Origin of the sequence: Aneurinibacillus tyrosinisolvens (assembly GCF_001015055.1) — a bacterium.
In the GTDB taxonomy this organism is placed as follows: Bacteria; Bacillota; Bacilli; order Aneurinibacillales; family Aneurinibacillaceae; genus Aneurinibacillus_A; species Aneurinibacillus_A tyrosinisolvens.
Window position 1 is genome coordinate 377693 of sequence record NZ_BBWZ01000001.1, and the last position, 20187, is coordinate 397879.

Sequence of the window (20187 nt, forward strand, 5' to 3'; positions counted from 1 at the left end):
AAGAGGGAAACGCAATGGGAGATACAATAATCGAGAAACCAGCGGATAATAAGGCAGACTTCAACCAGACCGATTATTATATTAATCGGGAATTGAGCTGGCTCGCCTTCAACCGGAGAGTGCTTGAGGAAGCGGAAGATCATACAACACCTGTGCTTGAGCGCCTGAAATTTCTTGCCATTACAAGCTCCAACCTTGACGAATTTTTTATGGTCCGGGTCGGCACGATGAAAGAGCAGGAAAAGCACGGTGTAGTCACACCGGAGAACAAAGCGGGCATGACACCGAAACAACAGCTTGAAGCCATTTCTCATAAGGCCCATGAAATGGTGAAATTGCAGTATAGCGTACTTAATCATTCAATTATGCCGCTGCTTGCGAGTCATGGGATCGGCTTTGTGAAGCCGCATCAATTAACGGATGAGCAGGAGCAGTTTATGCGGACATACTTCTATGACCAAATCTATCCTGTTCTAACACCGATGGCGGTTGATGCGAGCCGTCCTTTTCCCATGCTGCTTAATAAAAGTGTGAATCTCGCCGTTATGCTTGAAAGTGAAAAGGACGGCAAAAGCAAGGTGCTTTTCGCCGTGGTCCAGGTGCCTTCCGTCCTGCAGCGCTATATTCCTCTGCCAAGCGAAGATGGGGTCTCTCAGTTTATTCTGCTAGAGGACGTTATTTGCCATTATGTTGACTTTCTTTTTAAGGGGAACCGAATCCTCTCCGTACAGCCGTTTCGCATTACGAGGAACGCCGATATGACGCTCGATGAAGAAGGAGCGGAGGATTTACTGAAGGAAATACAGAAGGAGCTCAAGAAGCGAAAATGGGGCTCCGCTGTACGGTTTGAGATTACGCCGGAAATGGATGAATACATGCGGGAAATCCTCGAGGCCTCTCTCGAAATCGAACCGTGCGACGTATATGAAGTGAATGGACCGCTCGATTTGACATTCCTGATGAAATTCTCTTCTCTTCGCGGGTACGATCACCTGAGATACCAGAAGCTGCCTCCGCAGCCTCCGGCGGATTTTATCGGAGAAAATAACATTTTCGAGGCGATTGCCCATAAGGATATTCTCGTCCATCATCCGTATGAATCGTTTGACCCGGTTGTCCATTTTGTAACACAGGCTGCCGAGGATCCGAGCGTGCTGGCGATAAAGCAAACGCTCTACCGCGTGAGTGGAGATTCTCCCATTGTAAACGCACTGGCGAAAGCGGCTGAGAACGGAAAGCAGGTCACCGCCCTTGTAGAATTGAAGGCCCGGTTTGACGAGGAAAAGAATATCGTCTGGGCTAAAAAGCTGGAGAAGGCAGGCTGCCATGTCATCTATGGGCTTGTCGGGCTTAAAACACATTGCAAAATTACGCTTGTTGTCAGGCAGGAGGGGCAGAAGCTGAAGCGGTACGTCCATCTTGGAACCGGGAATTATAACGATTCCACGGCCCGGCTGTATACCGATTTAGGAATGTTTACGTGCAATGAACACTTCGGCATTGATGCTTCCTATATTTTCAACCACTTATCAGGCTACTCAAAGCCGCCGAAATGGAAAAAAATCGAAGCGGCTCCAAACGGTCTGCGCAATAAGTTTCTCCAGCTTATTGAAAATGAAATTTCGACGAGCACAGAGGAGAAGCCGGGAAGAATTATCGCCAAAATGAACTCGCTAACGGATAAGAAGCTGATCAAAGCTTTATTTAAGGCGTCCGCGGCGGGCGTGCAAATCGACTTAATCATCCGGGGAATCTGCTGTCTTCGCCCGGGAATTCCGGGAATCAGCGAGAACATCCGGGTGCGCAGCATCGTTGATCGTTTCCTCGAGCATTCGCGAGCCTTTTATTTTCAAAACGGCGGCGAGGACAAAGTATATCTTTCGAGCGCAGATTGGATGACGCGAAATATGGAGCGGCGTGTAGAAATTCTTTTCCCTGTGGAAGCGGAGCCGCTTAAGGCAAGAGTAAAGGAAATCCTGCAAATCTCTTTAAAAGACAACGTCAAGGCCAGAGAGCTCAAACCGGACGGCACATACGTCCACGTGGAACCAAAAGAAGGCGAGAAGAGAATGCACAGCCAGATCTATTTCCATGCGGCTGCGGTCAAGAACACGAAGAAAATCCAGCAAACTCCTTATATGAAGCAGCTTAAACCAAAGACGCATATTGAAGAGTCATAGTAGATAAGCACCCCGTGTTTGTGAGCGGAGTGCTTTTTTGCTATAATAAATTTTGTGGGGCTCTTCATAAAGTCTTCACATTTCCGGGCTATATACAAGATAGTGCATGCTATAATATTTGCATATAAAAACTGTCGCACGTGTATTTGTCATAGAGAAGGGTACAATAAAAAAACAAAGAAACAAGAGTAGGATGGGGTGTCAGGTTATGCACATTCTTGCTATCGGATTGAACTACCGTACGGCTCCGGTAGAGATTCGTGAACGGTTCGCACTTGCGGAACAAGACAAGCTTCAAGCACTCACTACATTGCGAAAGACAAAGAGCATATTAGAGTGTGTCATTGTCGGCACTTGTAACCGCACGGAAATTTACGCAGTTGTTGACCAGCTACATACTGGCCGGCATTTCATTAAAGCATTTATGGCTGAATGGTTTGGCGTTCCCCGCGAGGAATTTATTGATCATATTTATATTAAAGAAAACGATGCAGCTGTTCAGCATTTGTTCCGTGTAACGTGCGGCCTGGACTCTATGGTCCTTGGCGAGACGCAGATTCTCGGGCAAATGAAAGACGCTTTTCAGTTTGCCCAGGCGAACGAAGCGACAGGAACGGTTTTTAATACACTGTTTAAGCAGGCTGTTACATTAGCTAAGCGCGCCCACTCGGAAACGGACATTAACAAGAATGCTGTCTCCACGAGTTATGCAGCGATTGAACTCGGCAAGAAAGTATTCGGGTATTTTAACGATAAAACCGTGCTCATTCTTGGCGCCGGGAAGATGAGCGAGTTAACAGCGAAGCACCTTCATGCGAACGGAGCGGCCCGTGTTCTTGTGGCGAATCGCACATACGAACGTGCGGTGGCGCTTGCTGACAGGTTCCAGGGTGCAGCGGTTGAGATGGAGAAGATGAAGGAAGCGCTGGCGCTTGCCGATATTGTGATTAGCTCAACAGGCGCTGAAGGCTACGTTGTTACGAAGCAGGATGTAGTGGAAGTGATGCGCAAGCGGCGCAATCGTCCGCTGTTCTTGATTGATATTGCCGTGCCAAGGGATCTTGATCCGGCGATTAATGATCTGGATGGCGTCTACTTATACGATATTGATGATTTGGAAGGCATCGTTGAGGCGAATATGCGCGAGAGGGTCCGCGAAGCGGAGAAAATCGGGATGATGATCGGTGAAGAGCTTGTTGCTTTTAAAAGCTGGCTCAATACGCTCGGTGTCTCTCCCCTTATCCACACGCTCCGGGAAAAGCTGCTGGCCCACCAGCAGGAAGCAGTTCGCAACATCCAGAACAAATGTCCTGAGTTAACGGAGAAGGAAATGCGCATGATTAATAAGCAAACGCGCAGCCTGATTAATCAAGTTCTGCACGATCCGATTGTCCGGCTGAAAGAAATGGCTGGAAAGCCAGGGGCGGAAGAAGCACTCAATATGTTTATTACTTTGTTTGCTCTTGAAGATCAATTCGAGGATGCGGCCCAGCAGAATGAAAGAGAAGAAGAAGCCTACATTCCCGTACGGCACCGTCGTATTCTTATCGGACAGGAAGCCTGATTTTTTTGCTGCAGCGCTGTTCACTCCTGGAGAGAGGAGTTCATGCCCTTTGTTTCATGAAAGTTTAATATATGACGCAATTATTTATATATACGCAGGCAGTGTCTTGCTCTATTTTGCGGATTTCCTTAATAGCAGCCGGAAGGTAAATCGTATCGCCTTCTGGCTGCTTGCTGTTGTTTGGGCGCTGCAAAGCGTCTTTTTTGTCATGAGCATGCTGGAAAAAGACTATTTTCCGGTGCTCACTCTGTTTGAAACGCTTTTCTTCTATTCCTGGATTCTCGTAACCCTATCACTTGTTATTAATTACTTCTTTCGTGTTGATTTGTTTGTGTTTTTTACGAATGTCATTGGCTTTTCTATCCTGGCCTTCAACTTTTTCTCTAATCAAAGCGCTTCCCCGCTCGTAGCGGAGCAGTTGACTTCGGAGCTGCTGTTTATTCATATCAGTCTTGCATTGTTGAGCTATGGTGCTTTTTCTCTTTCTTTTATTTTTTCACTCATGTATGCGGTAGAGGACCGCATGCTTAAGCAGAAAATATGGAATGAATGGCTCCGCCGCCTGCCGGGACTTGGGCTTCTGGACTTATATTCCTACCGCCTAAACATGGTCGGTGTCCCGCTGCTCATTATGTCGATCATTCTCGGAGCTATCTGGGCCAACCTGAAGGAAATCCATAACTTCTGGCTCGATCCGAAAGTTTTTATGTCTGATGGCGTATTAATCGCCTATTCTTTGTATCTGTACCAGCGTGTTACATACGGGTGGCATGGCAAAAAACTGGCCCTGTGGAATATCGGCGCATTCATGCTTGTTTTATTAAACTACCTTGTTTCCGGCTCGGTGTCCTCTTTCCACCAGTGGCTATAGCAGAAGAAAGGATGACAGTTATGAGAAAAATTATTGTAGGTTCCAGGCAGAGTGCGCTTGCGCTCACACAGACGAACTGGGTGATTGAACAGTTGAAGGGATTTGGGCTCCCGTTCGAATTCGAGATTAAGAGAATTGTAACCAAGGGAGATAAAATCCTCGATGTTACCCTTTCTAAAGTAGGGGGAAAAGGGCTGTTTGTAAAAGAAATCGAGCAGGCGCTCTTGAACGGAGAAATCGATCTGGCTGTTCACAGCATGAAAGACATGCCGGCCGTTCTTCCGGAACAACTGACAATCGGGGCCGTCCCCAAACGCGTGGATGCGCGCGATGTGCTCATTAGCAAGGACGGAAAGACGTTTGCGGAGCTTGCTGAAGGAGCGGTTGTCGGAACGAGCAGTCTCCGCCGTGCGGCCCAGCTGAAAGCCATCCGGCCTGATTTGCGGATGGAACCGATTCGCGGCAATATCGATACGCGTATCCGTAAGCTGAAAGAAGAAAACTTTGACGCCATTATTCTCGCTGCTGCCGGATTGGAAAGGATGCAGTGGAAAGGGGAAATCACCGAATTTCTTCCTGTGGACATAAGCCTGCCCGCCGTGGGACAGGGGGCGCTTGGAATTGAGTGCCGCAAAGATGATACAGAGGTGCTTGATTTGCTGAGTCGACTGAATGATTCGGATACAGCGTTTGCTGTCCGGGCAGAGCGTTCTTTTCTTAACACACTGGAAGGCGGCTGCCAGGTACCGATTGCCGCACACGCCACCGTTGCCGGGGAGAATAAGCTTGCCCTCACCGGGCTCGTTGCAACGCCGGAAGGGGATACGATCCTGAAAGAAAGCGCGGAAGGCAGCAATCCGGAGGAAATGGGACGCTCGCTCGCTGAAAAGCTGAGGGAACAGGGAGCGGCCGAAATCCTGGCTCGTGTAAATAAGGAAAACGAATCGTGAATCAGCCAAAGCCGCTGTCCGGCAAACGAATTGTCGTAACCCGCGCCCGCAGCCAGGCAGAAGAATTCATGCAAAAAATCGAGGAGCTGGGCGGAGTGGCAATCTCCTGCCCTGTCATTAAAACCGTGCCGCCGGCAAATCAGGCTGCACTTGATAATGCCCTGGCCCACCTGCCTGCATTCGACTGGATTTTCTTTACGAGCGTAAATGGCGTCGCCTTCTTTTTTAAGCGTCTGGATGAGCTGGCTATTGATGTGAAAACAATACGTGCACGCATAGCGGCAGTCGGCAATAAAACCGCAGCCGCGCTTAAAGCGAAGGGGATTGCCGTGGAGCACATTCCCGGCAAGTTTACAGCGGAAGATTTGTTGGAAACAATGAGTGGGAAGCTTCTCCCCGGCCAGGAAGTGCTTTTGCCGCGTGCCAGCATTGCCCGGCAGGTGCTGCCGCGTGAGCTGGCCGGCATGGGCCTTCAAGTGACAGACGTCCCGGTCTATGATACGGTAATAGTGGATGAGAACGTGGCCTGCGTGAAACAATTGCTAAAAGAAAAAGCGATCGATATGATTACTTTTACAAGTCCGTCAACGGTGCAGAATCTTCTGCGTGCCCTCACACCGGACGAGCGGGAACGGCTGCGGCTGGACGTTGAAATTGCCGTTATCGGCCCCGTAACCGCAGCCGCTGTGGCAGAAGAAGGGGTGGATGTAAAGCTCATGGCAGAAGAATACACGATTGACGGGCTTTTAAAAGCGATGGCAAATCAAGCAGGATAATCGCCTGCTCGCTATAAAAGGAGGAACTAACAAATGTCTTTGTATTTTCAGCGTCACCGCCGTTTGCGTACTACGCCGGCGATGAGAAACCTGGTTCGTGAAACGTACTTGCATGCAAACGATTTTATTTACCCTATCTATGCTGTAGAAGGGGAGGACAAGAAGCAGGAGATTTCTTCGATGCCCGGTGTTTTTCGTTATTCGCTCGATCGCCTGGAAGAAGAGATTGAAGAAGTAGTAAACCTCGGCATTCAATCCGTTATTGTTTTCGGGGTACCGGAACATAAGGACGCCTGCGGTTCAGAGGCATATGCGGAAAATGGAATTGTCCAGCAGGCTACCCGCAAGGTGAAGCAGTGGGCTCCCCAGCTCGTCACGATGGCCGATACATGCCTGTGTCAGTACACGGATCACGGCCACTGCGGGATGATTCACAATGAGGATGTGGATAATGATGCCAGCCTTGAGATTCTTGTGAAAACCGCTGTGTCCCAGGCTGCAGCAGGGGCGGATGTCATTGCCCCATCCAATATGATGGACGGATTTGTAGCGGCGATTCGCCAGGGACTTGATAACGCTGGGTATCAGAATATCCCAATTATGTCGTATGCAGTAAAATACGCTTCCCAGTTCTACGGTCCATTCCGCGAAGCAGCCAAATCGACGCCACAGTTCGGCGATCGCAAGACGTACCAGATGGACCCGGCCAACCGGAGAGAAGCGCTTCGTGAGGCGGCTTCCGATATCGAGGAGGGTGCCGATATGCTGATGGTAAAACCAGCCCTCGCCTTTATGGATATTATCCGCGAGGTAAAAGACTCCTTCGACCTTCCTGTTGCGGCGTACAATGTCAGCGGGGAGTATGCCATGATTAAGGCGGCGGCACAGCGCGGCTGGATCGATGAAAAAGGAATCACCCTTGAGATGCTCACAGGATTTAAACGTGCGGGCGCCGATATGATTTTAACGTATTTCGCTAAGGACGCTGCACGCTGGCTGAAAGAAATAGACTAAAGCACCCATAGGAGGAAGCGGCATATGCATAAAGGGTACGAAAAATCGATCGAGAGTTTTACAGAGGCGAAGAAGTACATGCCGGGCGGTGTAAACAGCCCAGTACGCGCTTTTAAGTCCGTCGGGATGAATCCGGTTTATATGGACCATGGAATCGGCTCAAAAATCTACGACATCGACGGCAATGAGTACATTGACTATGTCGGTTCCTGGGGACCACTCATTCTCGGCCATTGCTATCCAGCCGTCCAGGAAGCGATTAAATCAGTGATGGAAAAAGGAACGAGCTTTGGTGCTCCTACGACGATCGAAACGGATATGGCCAGGCTCGTATGCGAAATCGTTCCTTCTGTCGAAGTAGTGCGGATGGTAAACTCGGGAACAGAAGCGACGATGAGCGCGCTGCGCCTGGCCCGCGGCTACACGAAACGGGATAAAATCATGAAGTTTGAGGGCAGTTACCACGGGCATGGCGACAGCCTGTTGATTAAAGCGGGTTCAGGGGTCGCAACGCTCGGGCTGCCGGATAGTCCGGGGGTCCCTGCTTCCATCGCTTCGCACACGATTACGGTGCCGTATAACGATTTAGAGAGCGTAAAAGCGGCGTTCAAGCAGTATGGGGAAGAAATGGCTGCTATCATTGTTGAGCCGGTAGCGGGGAACATGGGCGTTGTACCGCCGCAGCCTGGTTTCCTGGAAGGGCTGCGTGAAATTACACAGCAGTACGGAACATTGCTCATTTTCGATGAGGTGATGACCGGTTTCCGTGTCCATCGCCAGTGTGCCCAGGGCCGGTTCGGCATCGTCCCTGATTTAACAACGATGGGCAAAGTTATCGGAGGCGGATTGCCGGTAGGAGCTTACGGCGGCAAGGAAGAAATCATGCGCCAGATCGCCCCGGACGGCCCGGTTTACCAGGCCGGTACGCTTTCCGGCAACCCGCTCGCGATGGCAGCGGGCCTGGCGACGCTTCAAGAGCTCGGCAAGCCGGGGGTTTATGAGGAACTGGAGAAAAAAGGCGCGCGTCTGGAAGAAGGGATCGCAGCGAACGCAAAAGAGTGCGGCATTCCTCTTCATATCAACCGTGTCGGCTCCATGGTCGGCGTCTTCTTTACCGGTGAGAAGGTAATCAACTACGAAACAGCCAAAACATCGAACGTCGAGCGTTTTACGAAATACTTCCGCCAGATGCTGGAGGCCGGGGTTTCGCTTCCTCCTTCCCAGTTTGAAGGAATGTTCGTTTCTGCCGCTCATACGGATGAAGATATTGAACGGACGCTTGAAGCGAATTACAATGCCTTGAAAAGCTTATAGACTGCCTTTCTCTATCGCTTCCACAGGAATTTTGCCTGCCGGAAGCGATTTTTCTTATTTTACAAAGCATATCTTTGTTTTTCTTTCTATATATTTTATAGAAAGCAATAAGAGGAGGGAGGAGTTACTCATTATGCCGCAAAGCAATGGCCCGGTTTTATCGTTTCCCGTTCACGACTCTATTTTTTTTACGCAGGCTGATAAAGAAATTGAACAGATTGATGAGATAGAGTTAACGCCTTACATTCAAATTCAGGAAGTAGCGGAGGAAGTCATCGTTTCCGGACACCTGCAGCTTGAAGGGAAATATGCCAGTAAAGAAGTGCCCTCAACTGACTTATTACTGAATGAAAATCAGGCGGACAAAGTCGGGTATACGGAGTCCTTTACCTTTGATCCGTTTTCCATGGACCCGGCCGATTTTTCCGAAGAAAAGGATTTACTCTCCTTTGAACACAAAATTCCAGTTCATATTCGAATCCCAAGGGACAAAATTGTAGATTTAGACCAGTTGTACGCAACGATTGAATCGTTCGATTACGATATTCAATCCTCGCGCAAGCTGTCCATCTCTGCGGAATTAGTTCTGAATGGAATTGAGAGCGGGGAGCTGATGGAGGAGGAAGAAGCAGTGCCTCCGGCTTCGTTTGAGTATGTAGCGGCAAAGAACTTCGGCAGCCAGGAAGAGGATCACCGTCCGATACCGGAACACGAAGTAACAGGGATGGCTTTCGAGGCCATGCGGAAGAAGGAAGAACAGCAGGCAAGGGAAGAAAGAGAGGCCGAAGCTGCGAGCGAAGAAAATGAGGAAGGCCGGGAGGATGCGGAAACGATAGAAGAAGAATCCGCAGTAGAGGCTGCGGAGCAGGAGGCAGAAGAAGCAGGGGAAGAGCGGAAGGAAGAAGTCGCGGAAACCTTAGCAAAGCATGAGGAAGAAGAGCGGGAAGAGCAAGAAGAGGAAGAGGAAGAGCAAGAAGAACAGGAAGAGCAGCCTGTTTCAGAAATCGAAGAAGAAAGAGAAGAAGAGAAAAAAGAAGCAAGGGTTGCCATCACGCTGAAAGGAACCAAACAGGATCCGGTAACGGTTTCGCCTTCTACCCTGGCAGCAGCGTATGCCAATCCAGAAGAGAGAAGCCTGGCAAACGCCGCCAAGCTTGAAAGTGCAGAAGCTAGCCAGGAGAGCCAGCGGGATGAAGCATGGGAGAAAGGGGAAGAGGAAGCAAAGGATGATGCACTTTACTTGACGAACTTTATGAACAAGGAAGAAGAGAGCTATACACGGCTAAAAATGTGTATTGCCCAAAAAGACGAGACGCTTGATGTCATTGCTGAAAGGTATGATATAACACCAGGGGATATCGCGCTGGCGAACGGCCTGCACACGAATGCAACAATCGCAAAAGGCCAGGTACTCTACATTCCGGTTAAAGCATAAATAAAGCGAGCGGGGTGGAAAAGGTGAACCTGCAGCAGGAGCTTTTCCGCGGCTATCTGGATGATTATGCGCTGGACATAAAGGAAGTGGCACAAACAGAGGGCGGATGGAGAGTCAGTACGGACAAGGGAGATAAGCGCCTGCTCTATTGCCGGGACGTAAATCTGCTTCGCTGGTCCCACCATTGGCGGGAAAAACTCGTGGCAGACGGGCTCCGGCATGTTGAAAGATACATGGTTACAAAAACAGGGAAGCATTGGATCGAGGATAACATCGGCTGCTTTGCCCTTTCTGACTGGTGGGAGGGGGGGAAAGAATGGCCGGATGAGAAAGAAATACGGATGAACGGGTACAAAACAGCCGGCATTTTTCTCGGGAGCATTCACCGGAGCGCGGACCTGGAACAAGAAATGTACCGGGGACGCTACCGGAGAAAAGGGACCATAAACCAGACGGAATTGCAGAAAAACATGCATCTGATTCATGGGCTTATCCAGGACATATCCCGGGAAAAACCTGCCTCAGAGCAGAAATGGTTCGCTTATAATCTCTCATGCGTGGAAGAAAGGACGAACAAAGCGCAGACCTTTTATTTTGCAAGCGGTGCAGAGGCGGATTGTATCCCGCTTTCTTTCGTGTTTATCGATCTGTCGTGTTTTGTGTACTGGGAAGAAGATTGGTATATTACCGGGCTTCATAACTGTGTGCTTGTTCCCCGCCATGAGGATACGCTATCTTTACTTCAGCAGATTTTGGAAAAGGAAGAGGGTATAGGTGGCATAAGAGCGTTTCTTGACGGCTATTTTTCAGTCCGGGCAATGCCGGAAAGCGAACGCACTTATTTGCTGGCGCTTCTTTCCTACCCCGGGAGTATTCTGGCGAGCCTGGAAGATTGCCAATCACCCGGCAGCCTTCTGGCGGATGAACGGGAACGCCTGCTGCTTGAGATGGCCCGGCAGACAGAGAAGGAAGCGATTTTTGCCTGCATAAAGGAATGGGATGTTCTATCTGGAGAGGAGTCTGTCTAATGGAAAGACAGGCAAAGCATTTCCTGCGTGAGTACGACGCGACCCTTTTGGAAATGCAGCAAATAACCGGAAAGCTGTGGAGATTGGAGACAGATAGGGGTACGTTCGCTTTAAAGGAAACGCGCGAAAGCCCTGAACAGCTGTATTTTGTGGCAAACTGGCTTTATTTTTTGCACACAGCAGGAGTGCGCAGCGTTATTCCCTTTCAGATAACAAAGTACGGAGAACCTTACATTTTAACGCGCCAGGGTATTTATATGCTGAGGCCGTGGGTGCAATCCGGCGCGGGCATGGAGCTTTTCAGCGACTGGGAAACTTCCGCGATTACAGAGATGGCCAGGATACACCGGGCGAGTGAAGCGGCAAAGGAACATTGGAAAGGATACGCCCCGGTTACTCTGGCCCGGATTCGGGAGCGCTGGAAGGGAGGCGTATCAGCCCTTCACCAAATGCTTATCGCTCCGCAAAGCGGGGCTTCCCTGTTTGAGAGTGCGGTCAAGGGAAGCGGAGATTATGTTCTGCGCTATGCGGTCCGCGCTGTCAAACAGTTGGATGAACTGCAAAATAAAGGGATAGGCGAAGAGGGGCTGGCCCTCTCTTTATGCCATGGCCGCATTCACCGGGAGAATATTATAGCAGGCGGGAATGGAGAGCTCTATTTTATTAATTTCGATCGGGCAAACCTGGACACCCCGGTGCGCGATTTAGCGATTTTTTTCCGGCGCTACGCCCCCCGCCGCCAGTGGGACAGCAGGGTAGGAATGAACTGGATGCGTGCGTATGAAAGCGTGCGCCCCCTTTCACATGGCGAAAAAAAACTCCTTGCATGCTATTTGCTATACCCGGAGCGGATGATGAAAGAGCTGTCACGGTATACAAAGGAAGAAAGGGTTCTTCCCGCCGCAGAACAGCAGCATGTATACAGGTGGCAAAAAAATTTACAGATGCTTTCAAAAACATATGGATTTATTAACGCAATCGTGTAGCCGCAGGTCTTTAGGACCTGCGGCTATATTATTTAGCAAAGTGGACTGAGCTCCCTTTTTTCCTTTTATATCCAGTCAAGAAGAATAGCCGCATACAAAGCAATAAGCAGCAGCAAGAGCACAACGTCAAATGAAGTGGGGAGCAGCAACGTACGTATCAGTTGGAAAACGATAAACGGAATAAGCAGCTGAAGTGCGCCAAACCGAATTTTAATGTACAGGGGATGGTACCGCCAACGACCCTTCATCCTCTCATCCTTTCAAAAATATCCTCGCTGCTATTTTATGCTGCACCAAAGGAAGGGTGTCGGGCGGATAATTTCCACTATAATGATAGTGTTAAAATAGTACAAAAGGCACTTTACATTTGTCATGAAGTCGACATACTTTGCAGGTTGATTCGGTTACATTGTCGATATATCCTAAATATGTAATATGTATGGGGTCAAGGGATACTATGCCTTTGTCAAAGGGGAGGTTTTTCTAAGGGATGTGAAAAACCGGCAAAGAGATTGTATGTCACGTACTCTATTGCATTTCATTTTGCTTTAAAAAAGGGGGAGGTTCACAGCATGTTAAGTAATGCTCCATTTAGTACCGCGAAGAATTTCTGGTACACCTCATTGTTTTGGCTGGTTATCTCAATGCTGGCTGGTCTCGTTGTTGCCATCAAACAGATCGACCCTAATTTCCTGTATTTCAGCGGACAGGACTACCTGAACTTTCTATTGACCTACGCTCATATCCGGGTAATCCATACGAATGGAATTCTTCTTGCGTGGTTGTCGATGGCCATGGTCGGCGCAATGTTTTATATGATTCCTAAGCTTACGCGCACCCCGCTCTGGAGTGAAAGATTAGGGAATCTCACATGCCTTATCTGGAATCTCGCGATTGCTGCAGCGGTTGTTGCGATTTCGATGGGATACTCTTCAGGCGTGGAATATGCAGAGCTGCCGCTTGTTTTGGATCTTGGCGTTGTAGTCCTTGTTGTTCTTATGTCGATTAACCTGTTTATGACAATTGCCAGGCGCCAGGAAAAGCAATTATACGTTTCTATCTGGTATTTCGTCGGTTCGTTAATCTGGCTGCCGCTTGTATGGATTGTCGGAAATGTTCCTTCCAGCCTGGTAGGTGGTGCAGCGCAGGCGAACATGAACTGGTTCTACGGCCATAACGTTCTTGGGCTCTGGTTTACAACAGTAGGTATCGGTCAAATCTATTATCTGCTCCCCAAGCTTACCGGAAAGCCGCTGTACAGCCACAAGCTTTCTCTTATCGGTTTCTGGACCATCGCCACGATTTACGTATGGAATGGGCCTCACCATCTCGTAAACGGCCCTATCCCTGTCTGGCTGATGAAAGCCGGAATCATCCCGTCCATACTGCTTATTATTCCGGTATGGACCGTGCTTGCTAACGTTTTCGGCACAATGAAAGGCGCATGGCATAAAATTTCTGAAGATGTAAGCCTTAAGTTTATGATTACAGCAACTATTTTCTACATGATGGCTTGTCTGCAAGGACCTTTCCAGGCATTGATGCAGGTCAGCGCGGTTGTTAAGTATACACACTGGGTTGTAGGACATGCTCACATGGCCCCTTTCGCAGCGTTCTCATTCGTATGTTTCGTTACGATTTACTATGCGGTCCCACGCCTTACAGGGCGCAATATTTACAGCAAAGGCTTAATGAACCTGCACTATTATTTCTCCGTTATCGGTTTCTTAATGTTTGCTTTCACCTTATGGATTGCAGGGGTTATCCAGGGCTTTGCCTGGATGGAAGGCACTCCGTTCATGGAAACGGTGAATACAGTGCGCACGCTCATCGTATGGCGTGCAGTCGGCGGTACATTAATGATTGTCGCCCAGTTATTTTTCGTATTCAACATTTGGAAAACCGTTAAATCCGGCACAAGATTCGTTTCTGATGAAGAGAAAATTGTTGCTTAAATGACCCTGTAATTGAAACCCGAGGAGGGAAAAAACTTGGAAAGAAACGCGTTAGGAATTTATCTTGCTGCGATCGCTCTCTTTATGATGGGAACATTCGCGACGATCATTCTTCCTTTCTTTGACAAAGAGATGATGACACCGACAGCGAATGCGGAGGCGCGCAACTATACGCCGGATTCGGCGGAAGCCAAAGGCCGCCAGGTATATATTGCAAATGGCTGTAACACCTGCCACACACAGGTAGTACGTCCGGTTAAGGCCGACCTGGCCATGAATATCGGGCCGGTGAGCGTACCCGGGGATTACGCAAACGACCGCCCGCACTTATTCGGATCGAACCGTACAGGCCCGGATCTTATGTGGGTAGGCGCGCGTACAAGTAAAGATTGGAACCTGGCACACCTTAAAGACCCGCAAAAAATTGTTCCCGGTTCGATCATGCCTAAGTTTGACTACTTAAGCGATCAAGACTTAAACGATCTTGTTGCATACTTAATGAGCCTGAAGCCAGCGCCAGCAAAATAAGGGAAAAGGAGGCGACATAATGTCTGATAAACACATAAATCATGGGCATCATGAAGAGCACGTTGATGAAGTAATGGGTATGAGGCAAGGCCATGGTAAAGTCCCTCGTTTCCTTATTGTTGTGTACGTTGTGCTTGCCATTTGGGCAGTAGGCTATGCACTAACAGTGAAAGGAATTGACGAGCGTCCCGCCGGCGGAGAAGCTGCACAGGGTGTTAGTGCGGACGTCGGTAAAGGGCTTTCCGGACAATGCTTGGCCTGCCACGGTGCAGACTTTAAAGGGGGTGTCGGTCCGACCCTTCACGGCGTAGTCGATAAGCTAAAGCCGGAAGGAGTCAAAGAAATTCTCACGAAAGGCCGCAATGCGATGCCGGCTCTCGGTGCAACCTGGACAGACGATCAGAAAGACTCTATGGTTGAATTCTTGAAAACACTGAAATAATCGAATAGGACCGGATGGCAGCAGCTATCTGGTCCTTTTGCGTAATAGATTGAAGAGAGTGGTGGACAGAAATGATCAGCAACGTACAAATCATTTATTATATTCTCTGGTTTACCGTCATTACGAGCCTGCTATTTATGATGATTAAGATTCTCTCTTCGCGGGATTGACACAATCACCTCGGTAAATCGCATTAACACCTTGCTATAATGGGGAAAGATGCTGGGAAACGCAGAGGTGCATAGAAAAATGAAAAAGCTATCTACAGTAGCCTGGCGGAATCTAAAGCGTAAAATGTCCCGTACCGTCTTATTATCCGGGAGCGCGGCGATTACCGCCTTTATTTTGTTTGCAAGTTACTTTTTTGTTTTTTCGATGGAAAGAAGCATTGCGGCCAGTTCCAGCAGGCTGGGGGCCGATCTGATGGTTGTTCCAAAAGGATTCGGCGGCCAGGCGGGAGACATGATTATTTCCGGTACACCAACGAAATTTTACATGCCGGGTACGGTGCTGGATAAAATCCGGACGATTGGCGAAGTGGATGCCGCGTCACCACAGCTCTATCTTCAGACGGTTTCTACCGTATGCTGCCAGACCTCCGGTGATTTCCCGGTGGTGGCCTACGATCCGAACACCGACTTCACCTTAAAAAACTGGATGGCAAGCGACAAGAAAATAGGCAAGTATGATTTGATTGCCGGGGCGAATGCAGGCGGCAAGAACTATGTGTATCATTTTGACAACGAATACATGCAAGAGTGGGTTACACTGTTCGGAAAGGATTTTCTTCTAAGAAATATGATTTTCCCGACGGGAATGGGAACAGACAAGACGCTCTTTATTACGATGGACGCCGCAAGGGAATTAAACGATAAAAAAGGAAATAAACTTCATTTTCCAAAGGGAAACATTTCGATTGTGCTGGTCAAGTCCAAGCCGGGGATGGAAGAGTTTGTGAAGCGCCAAATCGATCGGATGAACCTTAATGTCGATATCGTTAAAGGAAGCGGGCTGCAAGACACGGTAAACAAGCAGGTGTTCCCTGTGAAAATGATGAGTTATATGATGATCGGGCTCGTTCTCATTATGAGTGCGCTCCAAGTGATGACCATGTTCAGCGCCCTGATTAGCGAGCGCCGCAAGGAAATCGGCATGCTGCGGGCGATGGGGGCTTCCCGTGCTGTGACATTCCGGCTTCTCTTGATGGAAGCAGGCTTTGCATCCGTTATCGGTGCAGCGATCGGATCGCTGCTCGCTGCTGCCGCGCTGTACGATAACCGGATCTTAATTTTACAGCTTCTGCAGCTGCCGATGCTCTTTCCTGATTGGACGACGGGTATGCTCATTGGCGCAGTGACCACCGTCGCTACAACCCTTATTGCCATCATTGCCGCTTTCATCCCTGTCCGCTCCGCATTAAAGCTACAGCCGTACGAGGCGATTCGGGAGGGTGAGTATTGATGATCAGGCTTGAAAATATTCAAAAAACATACCGAATCGGGCGCGAGAGAAAGGTTCATGCACTGGGCGGGGTGAGCGTGTCCATTGCGGCCGGCGAGTTTGTGTCCGTGGTAGGTCCTTCAGGGAGCGGGAAGTCGACCTTTCTCGCTATGGCGGGCCTATTGGATCGGCCGACAGAGGGAGCCGTTTTTTTCGGTGAGAAGGAAGTAACAGGCGTAAGCGATAAGGAGCGTACGAGGATTCGGGCACAGCGGTGCGGGTTTATTTTCCAATTTCCAAGCCTCATTCCAACATTGAATGCACTGGAAAATGTCCTGCTCCCGAAAACCGTCCACCGCACCTATCAGGAGAGCGATGCAGCGTGGGGGCGCGAGACGCTCAAGCGGGTTGGTCTTGCGGATAAGCTGGAGAACCTGCCTTATCAATTGAGCGGGGGAGAGCAGCGCCGCGTCGCCCTGGCGCGTGCACTCGTTAACAAGCCTGATGTCATTCTCGCCGACGAACCGACAGGGGCGGTTGACGCCTACAATGCCTCCCTTATCACGGAGCTTTTTAAAGACTGGAACCGTCAGGGGAAAACGATTATTATGGTCACGCATGATGAACGGCTCGCCAGCGAAGCGGGGAGAACAATTCAACTGGAAAACGGATACCTTGTTGGGGAAAAATCGTGTCCGTCTTGACTATTCTTACGTAAACTGGGTACAATGGATAATGGATTTCAACTCGATATCAATATGCTATGATGAGGAAGAGTATATCAGGATGCCATACCAGAGAGCGGGCCGCAGGTGGAAGGCTTGCATGGAAGTACTGATAGAAGGTAGCCTCGGAGCTGTTTGCCCGAAACTTCCAAGTAGGGTTAACCGGATTCAATCCGTTACATGATGAAGTGAGCCTCCCGGTATTTATTTGCTGCCGGGCTGGTTAACAAAGGTGGTACCGCGAGAATAACTTCTTCGTCCTTTGAGGATGAAGGAGTTTTTTTATTTCTGCAAAAGAAACACGGAGGGATAAGCATGTCGAATTCACCAAATCAAAATGAAATGCCAACTAAATATGAGCCGAAGCAGGCTGAAGCGAAATGGTACCCATTCTGGCGGGACAACGGCTATTTTAAAGCGGAAAGAAATCCGGATAAGACGCCGTTCACGATTGTCATTCCCCCTCCGAATGTTACAGGAAACCTGCATATCGGACATGCATTAAACAATACGCTGCAGGACATTATGATCCGCTTTAAGAGAATGCAGGGATTTGATGCACTCTGGCTCCCGGGGATGGACCATGCCGGGATCGCCACCCAGGCACGCGTGGAAGGAAAGCTAAGGGAAGAAGGGCTTTCCCGCCACGATTTAGGGCGCGAGAAATTCGTGGAAACCGTATGGGAATGGAAAGAAAAGTACGCGGACATCATTCGTGAGCAGTGGACGAAGATGGGCCTCTCCCTTGACTACAGCCGCGAACGCTTCACGCTTGACGAAGGGCTGTCCCATGCGGTGCGCGAGGTGTTTGTCCGCCTGTACGAAAAAGGCCTCATCTATCGCGGTAAATATATCATTAACTGGGATCCGGCTACCCGGACCGCTCTTTCCGACATTGAGGTAGAATACAAAGATGTCCAGGGGGCTCTCTACCATTTGCGCTATCCGCTTGCCGACGGCAGCGGCTACATTGAAGTGGCGACAACGCGTCCGGAAACGATGCTGGGCGATACGGCGGTAGCGGTCCACCCGGATGATGAGAGATACCAGAAGCTTGTTGGAAAAACCGTGATTCTTCCGCTCGTCGGCAGGGAAATTCCGATTGTGGCGGATGACTATGTTGATCGGGAATTCGGAAGCGGCGCGGTAAAAATCACGCCGGCCCATGACCCCAATGACTTCGAGCTCGGCCGGCGCCACCAGCTGCCGCAAATCCTCGTGATGGATGAATCGGGCAAGATGAACGAAAATGCTGGTGAGTATCAGGGACAGGATCGCTTCGAGTGCCGCAAAAACATCGTGCGTGACATGCAGGAGAAAGGCATCCTTTTCAAAATCGAAGAGCATATGCACTCCGTTGGGCACAGCGAGCGCAGCGGCGCCGTCGTAGAACCGTACCTTTCTACACAGTGGTTTGTAAAAATGGGGCCGCTCGCCGAACAGGCAATCGAAGACGCGAAATCGAAGCAGGGCGTCAAATTCGTACCGGATCGCTTCGAGAAAATTTACCTGCACTGGATTGAGAACGTGCGCGATTGGTGCATCTCACGCCAGCTATGGTGGGGACACCGCATCCCGGCGTGGTACTGTGACTCCTGCGGCGATATGATTGTGGCCCGCGAGGACGTTCACGAGTGCCCGAACTGCGGCAGCCAGGACATTCGGCAGGACAACGACGTGCTTGACACGTGGTTCAGCTCCGCGCTCTGGCCGTTCTCCACGCTGGGCTGGCCGGAAGAGACAGAAGATATGAAGCATTTCTACCCGACAGACGTGCTTGTAACCGGCTATGATATTATTTATTTCTGGGTTGCCCGCATGATCTTTACGGCGCTTGAGTTTACGGGAAAAAATCCGTTCGAATATGTGTTAATTACCGGGCTTGTCCGCGACGCGGAAGGCCGCAAAATGTCCAAATCACTCGGCAACGGCGTTGATCCGATGGAAGTTATTGAGAAGTATGGCGCAGACGCCATGCGTTTCATGCTTGCCACCGGCTGCACACCGGGTAACGACCAGCGTTTCCGCTGGGAGCGGGTAGAATCTGCCCGTAACTTTGCGAATAAAATCTGGAACGCCTCCCGCTTTGCGCTGATGAATATGGAAGGCTTTACGTACGATGAAATCGACATCAGCAGCAATCTGGGCATTGCGGACCAGTGGATTTTACACCGTTTGAACGAAACGGTGAAAGAAACAAGCCGCCTGCTGGATAGCTTTGAATACGGCGAAGTGGGCCGTGTGCTCTATAACTTCATCTGGGATGAGCTGTGCGATTGGTACATTGAGGTAGCTAAGCTTCCGCTCTATGGCGAAGACGAAGCGGCGAAGAAAACCACACGTTCTGTTCTTGCTTATGTGCTCGATCAAACGATGCGCCTGCTTCACCCGTTCATGCCGTTTATTACCGAAGAAATCTGGCAGCACCTGCCGCATAAAGGAGAAAGCCTCATTACCGCTTCCTGGCCCAAATACCGGCCGGAGCTTGTTAACGAGGAATCCGTCAAGCAAATGAGCCTGCTGATGGATGTAATCCGCAGCGTGCGCAACATCCGCGCGGAAGTCAACGTGCCGATGAGCAAGAAAATCGAGCTGTTAATTAAGGCAACGAACGAAGAGACCCTCTCTTATCTTGAGAACGGCAGGCAATACATTGAACGCTTCTGCAATCCGGAAGTGTTAAAAATAAGCATGGATCTGGATGCGCCGGAGAAAGCGATGTCCTCCGTGCTTACAGGGGCGGAGCTTTACCTGCCGCTCGCCGGGCTCATTGATATCGAGCAGGAAGTGGGCCGCCTTGAGAAAGAGCTGGCCACGCTCAACGCCGAGGTGGAAAGAGTACAGAAAAAGCTGGCGAACAAAGGTTTTGTAGACAAGGCGCCTGCGCAGGTGATTGAACAGGAACGCGCAAAAGAAAAAGACTACCTGGATAAACAAGCAAAAGTGCAAGCGCGCATTCAGGAACTTAAAGGGTGAGGG

General features: G+C 49.8%; 17 protein-coding genes and 1 other annotated feature. Of the genes, 16 read left to right on the plus strand and 1 reads right to left on the minus strand.

What is annotated here, in order from left to right:
* Positions 1-14: 14 nt before the first annotated feature.
* From MBEAL2_RS01880 to MBEAL2_RS01925, 10 genes are all read left to right on the plus strand, one after another.
* On the plus strand, positions 15-2180 hold the full coding sequence (locus tag MBEAL2_RS01880; protein WP_047150595.1) for an RNA degradosome polyphosphate kinase: 2166 nt from the start codon (positions 15-17) through the stop codon (positions 2178-2180).
* A 208-nt stretch (positions 2181-2388) separates the two neighbouring features.
* Positions 2389-3744 carry a glutamyl-tRNA reductase gene (hemA, locus tag MBEAL2_RS01885; protein WP_047150596.1) on the plus strand — a complete coding sequence of 452 codons (1356 nt, stop codon included), beginning with the start codon at positions 2389-2391 and terminating at the stop codon, positions 3742-3744.
* A 49-nt stretch (positions 3745-3793) separates the two neighbouring features.
* Entirely contained in the window at positions 3794-4615 is an 822-nt protein-coding gene (locus tag MBEAL2_RS01890) for a cytochrome C assembly family protein (RefSeq protein WP_047150597.1), read from the plus strand.
* A gap of 20 nt (positions 4616-4635) precedes the next feature.
* Positions 4636-5565 (plus strand): hydroxymethylbilane synthase, encoded by a 930-nt coding sequence (gene hemC, locus MBEAL2_RS01895; protein ID WP_047150675.1) that lies wholly within the window; start codon positions 4636-4638, stop codon positions 5563-5565.
* Positions 5562-6341 (plus strand): uroporphyrinogen-III synthase, encoded by a 780-nt coding sequence (locus MBEAL2_RS01900; protein WP_052947365.1) that lies wholly within the window; start codon positions 5562-5564, stop codon positions 6339-6341. The genes hemC and MBEAL2_RS01900 overlap by 4 nt, the downstream gene beginning before the upstream one ends.
* A gap of 33 nt (positions 6342-6374) precedes the next feature.
* Positions 6375-7355, plus strand: coding sequence for a porphobilinogen synthase (hemB, locus tag MBEAL2_RS01905; RefSeq protein ID WP_047150599.1), 981 nt, complete (start codon positions 6375-6377; stop codon positions 7353-7355).
* Positions 7356-7379: 24 nt separating this feature from the next.
* Entirely contained in the window at positions 7380-8669 is a 1290-nt protein-coding gene (gene hemL / locus MBEAL2_RS01910; RefSeq protein ID WP_047150600.1) for a glutamate-1-semialdehyde 2,1-aminomutase, read from the plus strand.
* Positions 8670-8802: 133 nt separating this feature from the next.
* The gene (locus tag MBEAL2_RS01915) at positions 8803-10104 is read left to right on the plus strand and encodes a LysM peptidoglycan-binding domain-containing protein (protein WP_047150601.1); all 1302 of its coding nucleotides are present in this window, start codon (positions 8803-8805) and stop codon (positions 10102-10104) included.
* Between the two features lie 23 nt (positions 10105-10127).
* Complete coding sequence (locus tag MBEAL2_RS01920; protein WP_047150602.1) at positions 10128-11132, plus strand: hypothetical protein; 1005 nt, start codon at positions 10128-10130, stop codon at positions 11130-11132.
* Positions 11132-12118: a YutH/CotS family kinase-like spore coat protein gene (locus tag MBEAL2_RS01925; protein WP_047150603.1), complete on the plus strand. Its 987-nt coding sequence runs from the start codon at positions 11132-11134 to the stop codon at positions 12116-12118. The genes MBEAL2_RS01920 and MBEAL2_RS01925 overlap by 1 nt, the downstream gene beginning before the upstream one ends.
* 65 nt (positions 12119-12183) lie before the next feature.
* Here MBEAL2_RS01925 and MBEAL2_RS01930 read toward each other — a convergent pair whose 3' ends face one another.
* A complete protein-coding gene (locus MBEAL2_RS01930; RefSeq protein WP_047150604.1) occupies positions 12184-12366 on the minus strand; it encodes a YszA family small membrane protein in 183 nt (60 codons plus the stop codon).
* A gap of 324 nt (positions 12367-12690) precedes the next feature.
* On the opposite strand from MBEAL2_RS01930, the gene MBEAL2_RS01935 reads away from it, so the two are divergent.
* The 6 genes from MBEAL2_RS01935 (at position 12691) to MBEAL2_RS01960 (ending at position 20184) form a co-directional block, all read left to right on the plus strand.
* The gene (locus tag MBEAL2_RS01935; RefSeq protein WP_047150605.1) at positions 12691-14073 is read left to right on the plus strand and encodes a cbb3-type cytochrome c oxidase subunit I; all 1383 of its coding nucleotides are present in this window, start codon (positions 12691-12693) and stop codon (positions 14071-14073) included.
* A gap of 36 nt (positions 14074-14109) precedes the next feature.
* Positions 14110-14601: a cbb3-type cytochrome c oxidase subunit II gene (locus MBEAL2_RS01940; RefSeq protein WP_052947366.1), complete on the plus strand. Its 492-nt coding sequence runs from the start codon at positions 14110-14112 to the stop codon at positions 14599-14601.
* A 19-nt stretch (positions 14602-14620) separates the two neighbouring features.
* Positions 14621-15043 (plus strand): c-type cytochrome, encoded by a 423-nt coding sequence (locus tag MBEAL2_RS28770; protein ID WP_052947367.1) that lies wholly within the window; start codon positions 14621-14623, stop codon positions 15041-15043.
* A gap of 249 nt (positions 15044-15292) precedes the next feature.
* Positions 15293-16504 carry an ABC transporter permease gene (locus MBEAL2_RS01950; protein ID WP_161798147.1) on the plus strand — a complete coding sequence of 404 codons (1212 nt, stop codon included), beginning with the start codon at positions 15293-15295 and terminating at the stop codon, positions 16502-16504.
* Entirely contained in the window at positions 16504-17187 is a 684-nt protein-coding gene (locus MBEAL2_RS01955; protein WP_047150607.1) for an ABC transporter ATP-binding protein, read from the plus strand. The genes MBEAL2_RS01950 and MBEAL2_RS01955 overlap by 1 nt, the downstream gene beginning before the upstream one ends.
* A 50-nt stretch (positions 17188-17237) precedes the next feature.
* Positions 17238-17474: a binding site (T-box leader), on the plus strand.
* 49 nt (positions 17475-17523) lie between these two features.
* Positions 17524-20184, plus strand: a complete 2661-nt coding sequence (locus tag MBEAL2_RS01960) for a valine--tRNA ligase (protein WP_047150608.1) — start codon at positions 17524-17526, stop codon at positions 20182-20184.
* Positions 20185-20187: the final 3 nt, after the last annotated feature.